The organism is Streptomyces bathyalis, from assembly GCF_015910445.1.
Taxonomy (GTDB): domain Bacteria; phylum Actinomycetota; class Actinomycetes; order Streptomycetales; family Streptomycetaceae; genus Streptomyces; species Streptomyces bathyalis.
Window position 1 is genome coordinate 7,127,767 of the sequence record NZ_CP048882.1, and the last position, 13,977, is coordinate 7,141,743.

11 protein-coding genes and 1 pseudogene are annotated in these 13,977 nt (G+C 71.3%); 6 read left to right on the forward strand and 6 right to left on the reverse strand.

Going from position 1 to position 13,977, the window contains the following annotated elements; all coding sequences use genetic code 11:
* Positions 1 to 39 precede the first annotated feature (39 nt).
* The 3 genes and pseudogenes from G4Z16_RS30990 to G4Z16_RS31000 all read right to left on the reverse strand — a co-directional run bounded on the left by G4Z16_RS30990 (position 40) and on the right by G4Z16_RS31000 (position 3,812).
* Entirely contained in the window at positions 40 to 1,536 is a 1,497-nt protein-coding gene (locus G4Z16_RS30990; RefSeq protein WP_425508135.1) for a GNAT family N-acetyltransferase, read from the reverse strand.
* Between the two features lie 56 nt (positions 1,537 to 1,592).
* Positions 1,593 to 2,194: pseudogene (locus G4Z16_RS30995) on the reverse strand (DUF1990 domain-containing protein).
* 19 nt (positions 2,195 to 2,213) lie between these two features.
* A complete protein-coding gene (locus tag G4Z16_RS31000) occupies positions 2,214 to 3,812 on the reverse strand; it encodes an alkaline phosphatase D family protein (RefSeq protein WP_197353871.1) in 1,599 nt (532 codons plus the stop codon).
* A gap of 679 nt (positions 3,813 to 4,491) precedes the next feature.
* Between G4Z16_RS31000 and G4Z16_RS31005 the strand changes: the two genes are divergently transcribed.
* From G4Z16_RS31005 to G4Z16_RS31020, 4 genes are all read left to right on the forward strand, one after another.
* Complete coding sequence (locus G4Z16_RS31005; RefSeq protein ID WP_197353872.1) at positions 4,492 to 5,511, forward strand: hypothetical protein; 1,020 nt, start codon at positions 4,492 to 4,494, stop codon at positions 5,509 to 5,511.
* A 92-nt stretch (positions 5,512 to 5,603) separates the two neighbouring features.
* A complete protein-coding gene (locus tag G4Z16_RS31010) occupies positions 5,604 to 7,130 on the forward strand; it encodes an amino acid permease (RefSeq protein WP_246531161.1) in 1,527 nt (508 codons plus the stop codon).
* Between the two features lie 148 nt (positions 7,131 to 7,278).
* Positions 7,279 to 7,725, forward strand: coding sequence for a VOC family protein (locus tag G4Z16_RS31015; RefSeq protein ID WP_197353873.1), 447 nt, complete (start codon positions 7,279 to 7,281; stop codon positions 7,723 to 7,725).
* Between the two features lie 230 nt (positions 7,726 to 7,955).
* Entirely contained in the window at positions 7,956 to 8,945 is a 990-nt protein-coding gene (locus G4Z16_RS31020) for a glutathione S-transferase family protein (protein WP_246531405.1), read from the forward strand.
* Between the two features lie 75 nt (positions 8,946 to 9,020).
* Here the strand turns inward: G4Z16_RS31020 and G4Z16_RS31025 are convergent, their stop codons facing one another.
* Entirely contained in the window at positions 9,021 to 9,896 is an 876-nt protein-coding gene (locus G4Z16_RS31025; RefSeq protein WP_197353875.1) for an alpha/beta fold hydrolase, read from the reverse strand.
* Between the two features lie 183 nt (positions 9,897 to 10,079).
* On the opposite strand from G4Z16_RS31025, the gene G4Z16_RS31030 reads away from it, so the two are divergent.
* Positions 10,080 to 10,973, forward strand: a complete 894-nt coding sequence (locus tag G4Z16_RS31030) for an RNA polymerase sigma-70 factor (protein WP_197353876.1) — start codon at positions 10,080 to 10,082, stop codon at positions 10,971 to 10,973.
* A 35-nt stretch (positions 10,974 to 11,008) separates the two neighbouring features.
* Here the strand turns inward: G4Z16_RS31030 and G4Z16_RS31035 are convergent, their stop codons facing one another.
* The gene (locus tag G4Z16_RS31035) at positions 11,009 to 11,764 is read right to left on the reverse strand and encodes an SDR family oxidoreductase (RefSeq protein ID WP_197353877.1); all 756 of its coding nucleotides are present in this window, start codon (positions 11,762 to 11,764) and stop codon (positions 11,009 to 11,011) included.
* A gap of 208 nt (positions 11,765 to 11,972) precedes the next feature.
* On the opposite strand from G4Z16_RS31035, the gene G4Z16_RS31040 reads away from it, so the two are divergent.
* The gene (locus G4Z16_RS31040) at positions 11,973 to 12,788 is read left to right on the forward strand and encodes a GntR family transcriptional regulator (RefSeq protein ID WP_197353878.1); all 816 of its coding nucleotides are present in this window, start codon (positions 11,973 to 11,975) and stop codon (positions 12,786 to 12,788) included.
* On the opposite strand, the gene G4Z16_RS31045 is transcribed toward G4Z16_RS31040, so the two are convergent.
* The gene (locus G4Z16_RS31045) at positions 12,775 to 13,938 is read right to left on the reverse strand and encodes an ROK family protein (RefSeq protein WP_197353879.1); all 1,164 of its coding nucleotides are present in this window, start codon (positions 13,936 to 13,938) and stop codon (positions 12,775 to 12,777) included. The two genes, G4Z16_RS31040 and G4Z16_RS31045, sit on opposite strands and share 14 nt — an antisense overlap.
* Between the last annotated feature and the right edge of the window lie 39 nt (positions 13,939 to 13,977).

The following is a 13,977-nucleotide window of genomic DNA, read 5'->3' on the forward strand; positions in this document are numbered from 1 at the left end:
CCCGGGTCCGGTGCTTCCGTCCGCGCGGCCGCCGGCCGCTCAGCGCCGCCCGTCGAAGGACGCCGGGGCACCGGCCGGGACCACGACAGGCGCGCCTGAGACGGACGTCGATGCGGAAGCCGCCGCGCTGCCCGCGACTCCGGGAGCGTCACCCGTGAGCCGGGCGGTGATGACGAGCGTCCGGTCCTCGACCTGGTGGTCGAGGGGCATCCCCAGCTTGCGCATCGCGGCGACCATGGCCGTGTTCGACGCCTGGGTGACGGCGTAGACGTCGGAGGACCCCGCCTCGATCGCCAACCGGGCCAGCCGGCGCAGCAGTTCGGTGCCGATGCCCCTGTGCTGCCAGTCGTCCTCCACGATGAGGGCGACCTCGGCCTCGTCGCCGTCCCACAGCAGGTGGCCCAGAGCGACCAGCTTCCCCGACGCCGTCCGGGCCGCCAGCGTCCGGCCGAAGTGCGGCGAGAGCAGGTGGCGCAGGTAGCGGTCGGCCTCGCTCACAGGACCGTGGTAGCGCTGGGCCAGCGTCTCCCTCGAGCACCGCTCGTGCATCTTCACGGCGGCATCCAGGTCGGCGGTGTCCGCGCGCCGCACGGTGACCGGCAGGCCCTCGGGCAGCGTCAGCCTGTCCGGGGAGCGCGGGACGCGGGCGCGCGCACCCAGCACCCGGTCCAGCTCCACGAGGGCACCGGCCCGAGCGAACTCTGCGGGTGTGAAGGGCAGTTGAGGCCGTTCGATGACGAGGACGCCACCGGCCGGGTCCGGCAGCCGCAGCACGGTCTCCTCGTACGTTCCCTCCGGCGGCACCTCGAGCGATGACGCCACTCCGGAGACGGGCGAAACGGCCGGCACAGACCGCACGGTGCACCGGCCGAGCAACTGCCGTAGCGCGAGCGGCAGTTCGGCGGTGTCGAGGGCCGTGCGGGCGGCCAGGCGCAGCACGCGGGTCGGGGTGTCGACGAGGTCGTGCGCGTCGGCCCGCTCGACCCAGGTGCTGGTTCCGCCCGCCTCGTTCACGAGCCTTGTCAGTTCGCTGGCCTCCAGATCCTCGGGTGCGCGCAGGACGAACTCGTCCATGGCGTGCTCGCCGCCGGGCGTCGTGCTCCCGCCGGAGTTCTCGCCCTTCTTCCGGTCCTCCCCGTCCGTGCCGTCCGCCTTCGGGCCGACGGCCGGGCTCTCCCCGTTGGGTCCACCGGAGCTCGTAGCGTCCCCAGGCCGAAGGCCCAAGGTCGGGGTCTCCCCGGGCCGGAGGCCCAGGGGAAAGGTCTGCAACGAAACGATGTCCACCCCCTGCCGGGCGAACGCCCCGCACAGCTGCGCGAGGGTCCCCGGCTCGTCAGGAACAGTCGTGCGCATCCGCCACAGCGAAGTCGCCCCGGTCGACTGGGACTTCACTCCGGCCGGGACGGCACCCGCGGCGTCTCCCGGCGGTGACTGCGGGCGGTGTCGGAGGAACAGCGAGCGGCAGTTGCCGAGCCTCGCGAGGAGGCCGCGGAGGTCCTGCCGGGATCGCTGCTCGTTCTGTGACATGTCAGTCATGGGACCACCCTCACGCACCGGCATTGCCTGATCAAGAACGCCTTGTGACCGATGAGTTAAGGATGTTCTGTCCGGTCGATACCGCTTTCTTCCCCGCCGTCGCGAGGACCGCGACGGGTGCAAGCGGTCCCTGCCTCTTCGCGTACGAGCCTGCGCAGTACGCGCCCGCATCTGCGCGCGTACCACCTCTGGAAGACGGGGAGCGGGGGCCCGCCGCCACTGTGAACCAGGTGGCCGGCAGGCTGAAGGCAAGCACCTCCAGCCGGACGGTCCCGTCCTCGTCGAGGACGACGACGAACGCCTCCTCGCCGCGCACCGGATGGCCGGGAAGCGTTCCGTACGCCCACCCGGTCCGCCGCTCCTCCTCCACGGTCCACACGACCCGGCACGGTGCGTGGGTGCGCAGCGCACCGACACCCAGGCCCACGACGACTTCCGCGCCCGGAGCCGCCCGGGCCGCGTCCGTGCCGAAGCGCACGCCCGCGGTCCGGTGCAGCCGCCACGTCATCACCGCGTCGGCGGCGACGGCGAACTCGGCGTCACCGCGGCCCACTTTGCTGCTGACCCGCAGGGTGCGGAAACCCTCCGGCCAGTGCGCGGGGCCCTTCGCCGTAGCTCCGACGCCCGGGTAGCCGAGCGGTTCCTGAGCGTCAGTCACGCAGTCACCGGCCCAACGCTCACTGGCCGACCCGGCCCGGCTGCAGCACCTTCGTGAACAGGACCTCGCCTCCTTGCTCCCGCAGCCGGACCGTCAACTCGCCGCTGCCGCCGTCGATGTCGACCTGCCCGAAGTACTGACCGCCGTCGCTGGGCGGCGTGTTGGCCTTCTGCGGCGCCTTGATGAAGGCCTGCGACGGCCCGAAGGTGCTGTCGAGTTTCAGTGCGGGGAATCCGCCGGCGTTGAGCGGCCCCGAGACGAACTCCCAGAAGGGTTCGAAGTCCTTGAAGGCCGCCTGTGACGGGTCGTAGTGCTGAGCCGAGGTGTAGTGGACGTCGGTGGTGAACCACACGGTGCCGGTGATGCGCTCACTCTTGATGTGGCGCAGCAGTTCGGCGATCTGGAGTTCCCGGCCCAGCGGCTTGCCGGGGTCGGTCTGTGCGACGCCCTCGAAGTCGGTCTTCCCGTCGGGCACCGCGAGTCCGAGTGGCATGTCCGCCGCGATGACCTTCCATACCGCCCGCGAGCGGGACAGCTCCTTCTTCAGCCACTTCAACTGGGCCTCGCCCAGGATGCCTTGGGGGTCCTGCTCCTGCTTGCCGGGGGAGTTGGCGTTGCGGTAGGTGCGCATGTCGAGGGCGAAGACGTCGAGCATCGGGCCGTGGCGGACGACGCGGTAGACGCGTCCGTGCCGGTCCTTCGCCGGGAGCGTGGTCAGCGGGTGGTACTCGCTGAACGCCCGCAGCGACCGGGCCGCGAGCGTGTCGACGTCCTTCACCGTGTAGCGGTCGTCCTCAAGGATCTCGCCCGGATACCAGTTGTTGAGCACCTCGTGGTCGTCCCACTGGACGATCGAGGGCACCTGAGCCTGGAACCGGCGGAGGTTCGCATCCAGCAGGTTGTAGCGGAAGTTGCCGCGGAACTCCGCGAGGGTCTCGGCGACCTTCGACTTCTCCTCGGTGGTGACGTTGCGCCACACGCCGCCGTCGGGCAGTTCGACCTTCTCCGCGATGGGCCCGTCGGCGTAGATGGTGTCGCCGCTGTTGAGGAAGAAGTCCGGGTCCAGACGGCGCATCTCCTCGAAGATCGCATAGCCGCCCCGGTCGGGGTTGATGCCCCAGCCCTGCCCCGCCAGGTCCCCGGACCACAGGAACCGCACGCCCTTCCGGCGCCGGTCCGGCGCCGTGCGGAAGGTGCCGCGCACTGGCTCTCCCGTACGACGCGGATCGTCGGGGTCCGCGAGCGTGACGCGGTAGAAGATCTGCTCCCCTGCGGGCAGCCCGCGCACCGGCGTGACACCGGTGAAGTCGGTGCCGGGCCCCACGACGGGCCCCTGCCAGCGGCGCGCATGGCGGAAGGACTCCGTCGCCGAGGTCTCGACGAGCATCCGGGCCCGGCGGTCGGATCGCACCCATACCAGGCCCGAAGAGGTCGTCACATCACCGGCCTGCACACCCCACTTGGCCTCCGGACGCCCCGCGAGCGCGTGCGACGGGGCGGCTCCCGAGAGTGCGGGCAGGGAGAGAGCGGCGGAAGCGGCGAGAGAGCCGCGCAGCATCGCGCGCCGTCCCGGTGCCGTCCCGCCGGTCGTGCGGGAGATGGGGTCCTCGTGCGCCATGGACGAGCCTCCTGGATCGCTGATGGACGGAGCAGGCTTGTACGGACCGAACGGGGCGATACGTACCACCCCCTCATGGGCGGTGCACGCGACACCTCGGCGAGCGCAGCGGTGAACACTGGACTCAGTGAACACCGACGCCGCAACGGCAGAAAGGGTTCCGGTCACTCCTGCCCGCCTCCGGCGGTTTGGTACCTATCGCATCCGGAGGCTTGACGGCCGTCCCGGCTGCCCCCAAGCTCTCTCCATGCGTCCTGACCTGGAGCGTCGGCGCTGTTCCGTGCGCGCACGCGTCCATGCAGGCGCTCGCGCGGCTCCGTGACGGGGAGCGGCGGGACCACCGTGGGGAAGCGCCTGCGGAAAGGGGGTCGCGGAGAGCGCCGCGGGAGGGACGCAGCAGCGGCACGGAGGCCGGAAGCCCTTCCGCCCGGCGGACTTTCGGCGCAGGACCGTCACAATCCCCAATGCCAGCTTGTGACCTCCGAGGAGTTAAGTTCGGTGAAGAATCCGGGACACGCGGCGACGCATCCCTTCTCGCCTGCCAAGGGCCCTGTGCAGGCTGCCGCGTTCCCTGCCCCTGTCGTTGAGGAACTGCCGTGATGCCGCACCATCCGCCCCTGCCCCCTCCCAGCCCGGCGCGCCGTTCGCTGCCGCGCCGGGTGGCAACGGAGCAGAGCTGATGCGGCGGACGACCGGTGGGCAGGGCCGCGGGATCCGTCCCGTGTACAGCCCGGCCGGCTTCGACAACGAACTGCGCGGCGCACTCGAGGAGTTGCGGGCGGGGCGCTGGATGGCGATGCGCGCTCTTCTCGACCGTACGGGCACCTCATGGGGTCTTCGGACGGCCCGTTCGCAGGTGCTGGGCGTCGTGGCCGCCGGATCGCAGGTGGTGGAGGCCTGGCTGCAGGAGGACCCCCACAGCGCCGACGCGCACACCATGCTCGCGAGGGTGTCGGTGGAGCGTGCCGTCCGCGCGCGTCGTGAACACCACCACAGCGCGGGCGAGTTGGAGAAGACGGCCCGCCAGGAGTGCCACGCCGCCGCCGAGATGCTGCCTGCCGACCCGGTGCCGTGGGTGTGCCTGCTCGCGCTGGCGCGCCTGGACGAGCGCCAGGAGCGGGGCGAGCACCGCGAGCGCGCCGCCGAGCCCATGCTGCCGCCCGGCCCGTGGGGACTGCTCTACCGCGTCTACGAGCGCGACAGATACAACCGCGAGGCCCATCACCGCATGCTCCACTTCCTGCACGCGCGCTCGGAGGGGAGCTTCTCCACGCGTGCCTCCGCGGTCGACTTCGTCCGCTGGGTCTCCTCATGGGCACCGGCCGGGTCGGCGTTGCTGGCGCTCCCGCTCTACGCCTACGTCGAGCAGTACCGCCGCCAGGTCGCGGAAGGCAGGACGGATCCGCTCCTTCGGCAGCAGTGGGCCCACGATCCCGTCGCCCTCGATGCCCGTACGGCTCTGCACGGCTGGTTCGACCACACGGATCCGACCAGCCAGTCCGTTCTGGACCTCAACCACCTTGCGCACGCCCTGTGGGCCGGCAAGCGGGCGGCGGACGCGGCTCGCGTCTTCGCCGCGCTGGGCCCCTACTTCACCCAGCAGCCCTGGCTCCAGGTCGCGGAGGATCCTGAACGTCCCGAAGCCGCCAGGGCGGAGTACTGCCGGGCACGCGAAGAATCCTTCGCCGCGGACAGCTGATCACCGCACCGCCCCGCTCGTCTCCCACCCTTCTCAGACCCGCCGCCCCCCGTCTCTCCTCTACCGCTCCCTCGCACCACCAGGAGGTTCCGTTGGTTCCCACGGTCAGGCATCGCCGTGACGACCGGATCGACGACGACGCCAAGCTGCGCGATCTGGGCTACCACCCCGTTCTGGTCCGGCGCATGGGCCCGTTCGGCAACTTCGCCATCAGCTTCTCGGTCGTTTCCGTCCTTTCCGGATGCATGACGCTGTACGGCTTCGGCCTGATAACCGGCGGGCCCGCGGTGATGGTGTGGGGCTGGGTCCTGGTGGGCCTGATGGTGATGTTCGTCGGTGCCGGGCTGGCCGAGGTGACCAGCGCCTACCCCACCTCCGGGGCGCTGTACTACATGGCCGACCAGCTCGGCGGGCGCCGGTGGGGCTGGTACACGGGGTGGCTGAACCTCCTGGGGCTGCTGGGGACCCTCGCGGGAATCGACTACGGCGCGGCCCTGTTCACCGGCGCGCTGCTCAACCTCCAGTGGGGAGTCGATCCGACACCGGGCGTCGTGATGCTGATCTTCCTGTGCATCCTCGTGCTGCACGCCGCCCTCAACCTCTTCGGGGTCCGGCTGGTCAGCGTGCTCAACTCGGTGAGCGTGTGGTGGCACTTCGCCGGTGTCGCCGTGATCGTCGGTGTGCTGGCGTTCGTACCCTCCGAGCACCGCACGGCTTCCTTCGTCTTCGGTGAGTTCGTCAACCACACAGGCTGGTCCAGTTCGCTCTACGTCGTGATGATCGGGCTGCTGCTGGCGCAGTACACGTTCACCGGATACGACGCCAGCGCCCATCTGTCGGAGGAGACCACCGACGCGGAGGTCAGCGCCGCACGGGGCATCGTCCGCGCCCTGGGATGGTCGTGGGTCGCGGGCTTCGTCCTGCTCGTCGGCGTGACCTTCGCCATCCAGGACTACGCGGGCACCCAGAACAGCGCCACGGGTGTGCCGCCCGCACAGATCTTCCTCGACGCGCTGGGCCTGACCGGCGCGAAGCTGCTGCTGCTCATCGTGATCATCGCCCAGCTCTTCTGCGGCAACGCCGAGGTCGCCGCGTCCAGCCGCATGGTCTTCGCGTTCTCCCGCGACGGGGCGCTGCCCTTCTCCGCGCTGTGGCGGCGCGTGAGCCCCCGGACGGGCACTCCGGCGGCTGCCGTGCTGCTGACCGTCGCCGTGGCGGCGCTGCTCGCGCTCCCCGCCCTGTACAGCAAGGCGGCCTACGGCGCGGTCACCGCCATCGCCGTCATCGGCATCACCCCGGCCTACGCCATCCCGATCTTCCTCCGGCTGCGGTACAAGGAGCGCTTCCGTCAGGGGAAGTGGAACCTGGGCCGCTGGAGCGTGCCGATCGGCTGGACGGCCGTGGTGTGGGTCGCCTTCGTGACGGTGCTCTTCTGCCTCCCGCAGACGAACCCGGTCAACGTCGAGTCCTTCAACTACGCGCCCATCGCCCTGATCTGCGTGCTCGCACTCGCGTCCTTCTGGTGGGCGGTGGCGGGGCGCGGGTCGTACACGACGCCGACGTTCAGCACCAGCAGCGGCGACCGTGAACTCGCGGAGATGAGCGAGGAGATCGTCTGACAGCCCGCTGCGGGCCGGTCCCGGGCCCTGGGGCGGAGGACCTCCTCCGGCTCCGGCCCGATGCACCTCCTGAGTGGCGCGCATACGGTGCCGGTGTGCGGCCGCCTCCCGGCGCGCCGTCCCGCACCGACCAGCACCGGGAGCCGCCGTGTACGGCCGTCACCACATCCGCATCGCACGGCCGTCGAGGGACCTGACGGCGGCCGAGCACTTCTGGACCGAGGGGCTGGGCATGGACGTCCTCTTCCGCACGGAAGCGCCGCCCGGCGGAGGGGACGCCGACGACGACGGGAGCGATGACGACGAGCCGTACGCGCTGCTGATGATCGGGTGGCGGGACGCCGGCTGGCACCTGGAGCTGGCTCTCGACCCGCGGGCTCCTGTGACTCCGCGGCCCACCGACGAGGATCTGCTGGTGATCTATCTGGACGGGCCCGTACCCGACAGCCTCGTCGAGCGGCTGGAGCGATGCGGCGGGACGCGCGTTCCCGCCCGCAATCCGTACTGGGACCGATGGGGCGTGACCGTTCAGGATCCCGACGGCTACCGCCTGGTGCTCTCGACTCGGGACTGGGCACCGGAAGGCGGCGGCTGAGGTTCGCGCGTGCGGTCGGCGCCGGGTTCGTGCCCGGCGTTTCCGTCACGTCCCGGCTCCCGGCGGTGGACCTGCCCGGAAGGGGGGTAGGGGATCATCCGAGACCCACAGGGAAGGAACGCACATTGAGCCGCGACGTCGACGCGACCGGCAGCACGGAGCAGGGCAGAACCGGGCAGGGGGGCACAGCGAGCGACACGGCGGACAGCACCGCATCGGGCAACGCCGCGTTGGGACGCAAGACCTTCAAGCGGTCCAGGAGCCACTTCACGGACCGGATCACCGCCGACGGCGCGGACGGCTGGCCCGTCGAGGCGGACCGCTACCGCCTCGTCATCAGCCGAGCCTGCCCGTGGGCGAGCCGGGCGGCGATCTCGCGGCGACTGCTGGGACTTGAGGGAGCGCTGTCGCTCGCCATCACCGATCCCCTTCAGGACGACCGCAGTTGGCGCTTCACCCTCGACCCGGGGGGCAAGGACCCGGTGCTCGGCATCCGCTTCCTGCACGAGGCCTACGACGCCCGCGAGAGCGAGTACCCGGGCGGCGTGAGCGTCCCCGCGATCGTCGACGTCCCCAGCGGCCGGCTGGTCACCAACGACTACCAGCAGCTGACTTTGGACCTGGCCACGGAGTGGACCGGTCTGCACCGCCCGGGTGCCCCGGAACTGTACCCGGAGAAGCTGCGCGACGAGATCGACGAGGTGATGGAGGGCGTCTACGAGGACCTCAACAACGGCGTCTACCGGTCCGGCTTCGCGACCGGGCAGGAGGAGCACGAGAGGGCGTACGGCGACGTCTTCCGCCGCCTGGACCTGCTCTCCGAACGGCTGGCCGGCCGCCGCTACCTGGTCGGGGAGACCATTACCGAGGCCGACATCCGTCTCTTCGTCACTCTCGTACGCTTCGACGCCGTCTACCACGGCCACTTCAAGTGCAACCGCTCCAAGATCTCCGAGGATCCGGTGCTGTGGGCGTACGCCCGTGACCTGTACCAGACCCCCGGTTTCGGCGACACGGTCGACTTCGACCACATCAAGCGGCACTACTACGGGGTGCACACAGGCATCAATCCGACGGGCATCGTCCCGGCCGGACCGGATCTTGCGGGCTGGCTGACCCCGCACCACCGCGACCAGCTGGGCGGCCGGCCGTTCGGCGACGGCACTCCGCCGGGCCCGGTGCCCGCCGGGGAAGAGGTGCCCGCGGACCACAGGCCCTGAGCAGACGCGGGACCCGGCACCCGCCGGGTCCCGCGTCGCACTGCCGAGAGTCTCCCCGCTGTGTGGTGATCCGCCTCAGGCCGTGGCCCGTACCGTCTGCAGCACAAGGCTGGCAACGAGGGCCGGGTCGTCGTTCATCGGCACGTGACCGCAGCCGGGCAGCGGTACGAGACGTGCCCCCGGTATCGCCTTCTTCGCCCTCCTGGCCTGACGGCGCAGCAGCAGCCGGTCCTTGTCGCCCCAGCCGATCGTGACGGGAAGGCCGGGGATGTCCTGGTCGAAGATCACATCCGGGCTCCGCCCGACCTCGAGCGTCGGGGCGAACCCGGTGGCCGCACGCATCGAGCGCGTCTCGGCCACCACGGCCTCGGGGGAACGGCGTCCCGGACGGGCGTAGATGGTGCTGGTGAGCGCCGCGCGGCCGACGGCACTGCGGGCCATACCCCGCAGCATGCCGTCGGGGATCCCCTTGGCGCCGACCCGCATCCCCATCAGTACGGCATAGGCGTAGCGCCGCTCCCAGCCGTTCCAGAACCCGGCGGGGGAGAGGGCCGTCACCGAACGGGCGTGTCCGTGCAGCGCCAGCTCCAGGGCGAGCAGACCTCCCAGTGAATTGCCCACGACATGCGGTCGCTCCAGGCCCAGCGCGGAGAACGCGTCGTTCAACAGCGGTATGACGCTGTCCAGTTCGTAGGAGACACCGTCCGGAAGCTGCGGTGAGGCGCCGAAGCCCGGCAGATCGACGGCGATCACCTCGCAGGAGGCGGCCAGGACGCTCAGGACCGGCTCCCATGCCTGCCAGTGGTGCCCGATGCCGTGCAGCAGCACGACCGGCTCGCCGCTTCCGCGGCGCTCGTAGGCGAGGTCGAAGTCCGGCCGCCCGTCGGGGGAGACGTGCACGAAGGACTCGGTGACGGGCACGGGCGCATGGGGGGAGGCGACGGCTGTCATGGTCCACTCCTCGTCGGTTCTCATACGTCGGGCACCGGACGCCTCCCTGCGGAGGGGGACACCAGTACGTAGACACAATGTCAGCAACTGCCCCGTCGGGGAACCCTCCAGCTGCGTACGCACCCGGCGCGGCCGGGCACGGGTGCGCACAACCGTGCCGGGTGGGGGTGACATCATGGGCCCGTGGACGTCGAAGAGAGCGACGGGACCGCGGTCTTCGAGGAGCACCGGCCGGTCCTGCTGGGGGTCGCCTACCGCATGCTGGGACGCGTCGCCGACGCGGAGGACGTCGTCCAGGACACCTGGCTGCGCTGGGCCTCGGCCGACCGCGCGGAGGTACGGCAGCCCCGCGCGTTCCTCGTACGCGCCGCCACGCGGCTCGCCCTGGACCGGCTTCGCTCGGCGCAGTCACGCCGCGAGACCTACGTCGGACCGTGGCTTCCCGAGCCGCTCCTCACCGACGTCCGTGCAGAGGCGGTTCCCGACGGCGCGGACCGCGTCGTGCTGACCGAGTCCGTCTCCGTCGCCGTCCTGGTCGTGCTGGAATCCCTCTCGCCGCTGGAGCGCGCCGTGTTCGTGCTCCGCGAGGCGTTCGGCTTCCCGCACGAGGAGATCGCCGCCGTCCTCGACCGCAGCCCGGCCGCCGTGCGGCAGCTCGCCGCCCGCGCCCGCAGCCATGTGGCCGAGCGCACGCCCCGCTACGAGGTCGACCCCGTGCAGCAGCGCGAGCTGACCCAGAGGTTCCTCGACGCGGCCACCAGGGGGGACCTGGACGGGCTGCTCGAGATGCTCGCTCCGGACGCGCGTTTCGTCGGCGACGGGGGCGGCAAGGTCAAGGCGCCGAAGCGGACGATCACCTCGGCCGACAAGGTGGGCCGCTTCATGGCCGCCATCGCCCAACAAGGCGTCGCAGACCTGGAGTTCGAGTTCGCGGAGATCAACGGCGGGGCGGCCCTCGTCGGTTCGATCGGCGGCAAGCCGTCCGCCGTGATGCTCGTGGACGTGGCGGACGGCGTCATCCAGAGCATCTACCTGGTCGCCAACCCCGACAAGCTGGCGCACCTCCAGGCACGGTGAGGGGCTCGGACCGCATGCGGTGAGTGGTCCGCGCCTCAGGCCCCGCCGGTCACCCTCAGCACCGCGCCGTTCGTGAACGACGCCTCGTCCGAGAGAAGCCAGGCCACCGCGGCCGCGATCTCGTCGGGCTCTCCCGGCCGTCCCAGCGGGATCGCCGGTGCCTTCTTCCACGGGCGGTCCGGGTCGCCCATGGCCGCGTGCATGTCGGTGACGACGGCCCCGGGCTGCACGGAGTTGACCCGCACACCCTCCGGCCCGAACTCCTTGGCGAGGCCGACCGTCATCGCGTCGACGGCGGCCTTGGAGGCGGCGTAGTGCACGTACTCGCCCGGCGCGCCCAGCGTCGCGGCCCCGGAGGAGATGTTCACGACGCAGCCGCCGCCACCGCCGTGGGCCGTCGACATCTCCAGCAGGGCGCGACGTGCGCACAGCAGCGCTCCCAGCACGTTCACGTCGAGCACACGGCGCATCACGTCCGTGGGTGTCTCGGTGAAGCGTCCCAGGGGCCCGGTCACCCCGGCGTTGTTCACCAGCCCGGTGACTGGCCCGAGTTCATCGCGTGCCGTGTCGAAGAGCCGGTCCACGTCCTCCTCGACACTGGTGTCCAGCTGTACGGGTACTGCCCGTACGCCATGGGCGCGTACGGCGCGTGCGGTGTCCTCGGCGGCTTCACGGGAGCGCTCGTACCCGATGGCGATGTCGTGGCCGGCACGCGCCAGGCGCACGGCGACGGCGGAGCCGATGCCGCGGCTGCCGCCGGTGACGACCGTGATCCGATGCTGTCCTGCCATGGGTCCTCCACTCCAGAGGTCTCGGCGAACGATGATCGATCATCTCACTCGCCGTGACCGCTGAACAGTCGCCGTCGCTGCCTGATTGGTCTTGACCAAGGTCCCGGCCTCGCCCTAAGGTCGGCCATACGCAAGGACCTTTAAAAAACAAGCTCGAATAAAGCCCGTTCCGCACGGGCCGGCGGATGCAGGGGAAGGCGGATCCACAGTGGGGACCACTCAGCTGGACGCGGTGCCGGAGCCGAAGTACTGGCACTTGAAGACCGTGCTGTCGGACGCGCTGGACTCCGAGTTCGAGGTCGGCGAGATCCTTCCCAACGAGCGCGAACTGGCCGCACGCTTCGGCGTCGCGCGCGCCACCCTCCGTCAGGCCCTGGAACAGCTCGAACTCGAAGGCCGCCTGCAGCGCCGCCGTGGCGTCGGCACCACCGTCGCGCCGCCCCGCTTCGGCGTGGACGTCGGCCCCGGTGAGCAGGGCTGGCCCGGTGCTCCGGATGACGCGTGGCAGACCGGCGAGAGCGAGGAGACGACCGCGCCCGCCGCCGTGGCCGCGCTTCTGGGCCGCGACGCGGACGAACCCGTGCACTCGGTGCGGCGTACCCGCATGACGCACGGTCAGCCTGTGGCGACCGAACTGCTCTATGTCCCGCACTCCTCGGTGCCCGGGCTGCCGGCCATGGACTCGACCGGGGGTACCGCGCGCGGCCGAGCCGTGCTGCGCGAACTGCATCGCCTCGAACTGGACGGCCAGGAGCGCACCGTGGAACTCGGCTCCGTGCGCGCCGACGACGCCCGTCAGCTCGACCGGCTGCCCGGCGCTCCCGTGCTGGTCGTCACCACCCGCTACGTCTCACAGGGCGTCACCGCCGCCGTCTCGGTCTCCACCTACCGCGCCGACACCTGCCGCCTCACCTTCGGCGAGAAGGTGCGCGAGCCGGTCGTGCCGGCCCCGGAGGGCCCGGCGCCGGAGGCTGCGCCGCGGCGCCACCGCGCCGCGACCGCGGGACGTCTCAGCCACCGCTGACGCTGAAGAGCTCGCTCTCGACCTTGTCGAGAGCGAGCCGCAGTGCGCCCGTGGCGACGGCCGCCTCGCCCAGCACCGACAGGGCGACACGCGGCGGCCGCAGGCAGTAGCGCTCCAACTCGGCGCGCAGCGGCCCCAGTACGTCGTCAAGCCCTGAGGCCCAGCCCCCGATGACCACCAGTTCCGGGTCGAGGGCGAGCACCAGCGCCGCAACGTCGTGGACGAGCCGTTGGACGAACCGCTCCATGGCTCGCTCCGCCTGCTCGTCGCCGGCGCGTGCCAGGGCGAATACCTTGGCTACGGCCGCCTCGTCCAGGGGGTGCAGTGGTTCGCCCGTGGTCGACAGCAGCCGCTCCGGAGTCGCCTCACGGCCCAGCAGATGCAGCGCGCCGATCTCGCCGGCGGCCCCGCCGAACCCGCGGTGCAGACGCCCGCCGATCAGCGAGCCGGCCCCCGGACTCAGCCCGACGAGCACCATCACGACGTCCTCGGCGCCCTTCGCCGCGCCCTGCCAACGCTCCGCCACGACAGCGGCGTTGGCGTCGTTCTCCACGATGACCGGGCAGCCGAAGGCCGTCTCCCGGAGCCTTTCGCCGAGCGCCAGGCCGGTCCAGCCGGGCAGTGCCGTGCCCAGCCGCACGGTGCCGTCGGCCTCGACGATTCCCGGGGTGCCCACACCGACCGCGCGCAGCGATTCGCATCCCGTCCCGCTCGTGCTGATGAGCTCGGAGACGGTGTTGTGCGCCTGCATCAGCCGCTCGGCGGCGGGGGCGTCCTCGTCGACCTCGTGGGTGACCGTACCGGCGATCTCGCCGGTCAGGTCGGAGAGTACGGCGGCGATCCGGTGCACGCCGATCTCGACCCCGATGGCGTGCCCCGCCTCGGCCTTGAAGCGGAAACGCCTCGCGGGACGCCCGCGCCGCGCGGCGTGCTGCGTGCCGCAGGCATTCTCCTCCGCCTCGGCCGCGAGCCCCGCGCCGACGAGCCCTTCGATCACGCCCTCCACGGTGGGACGCGACAGCTCCGTGGCGTTCGCCAGGTCCGTGAGAGTCAGCGGGGATCCGCCGAACTCCGTGCGCAGCACGCGCAGTACAGCGGTCGAGTTGATCCGTCGCAGCAGAGAGGGATCTCTGCCGGAGAGCCGCGCCAAGTCCGCCTCCTTGCCTCCGCCCTGAGCCGGATGGTATCC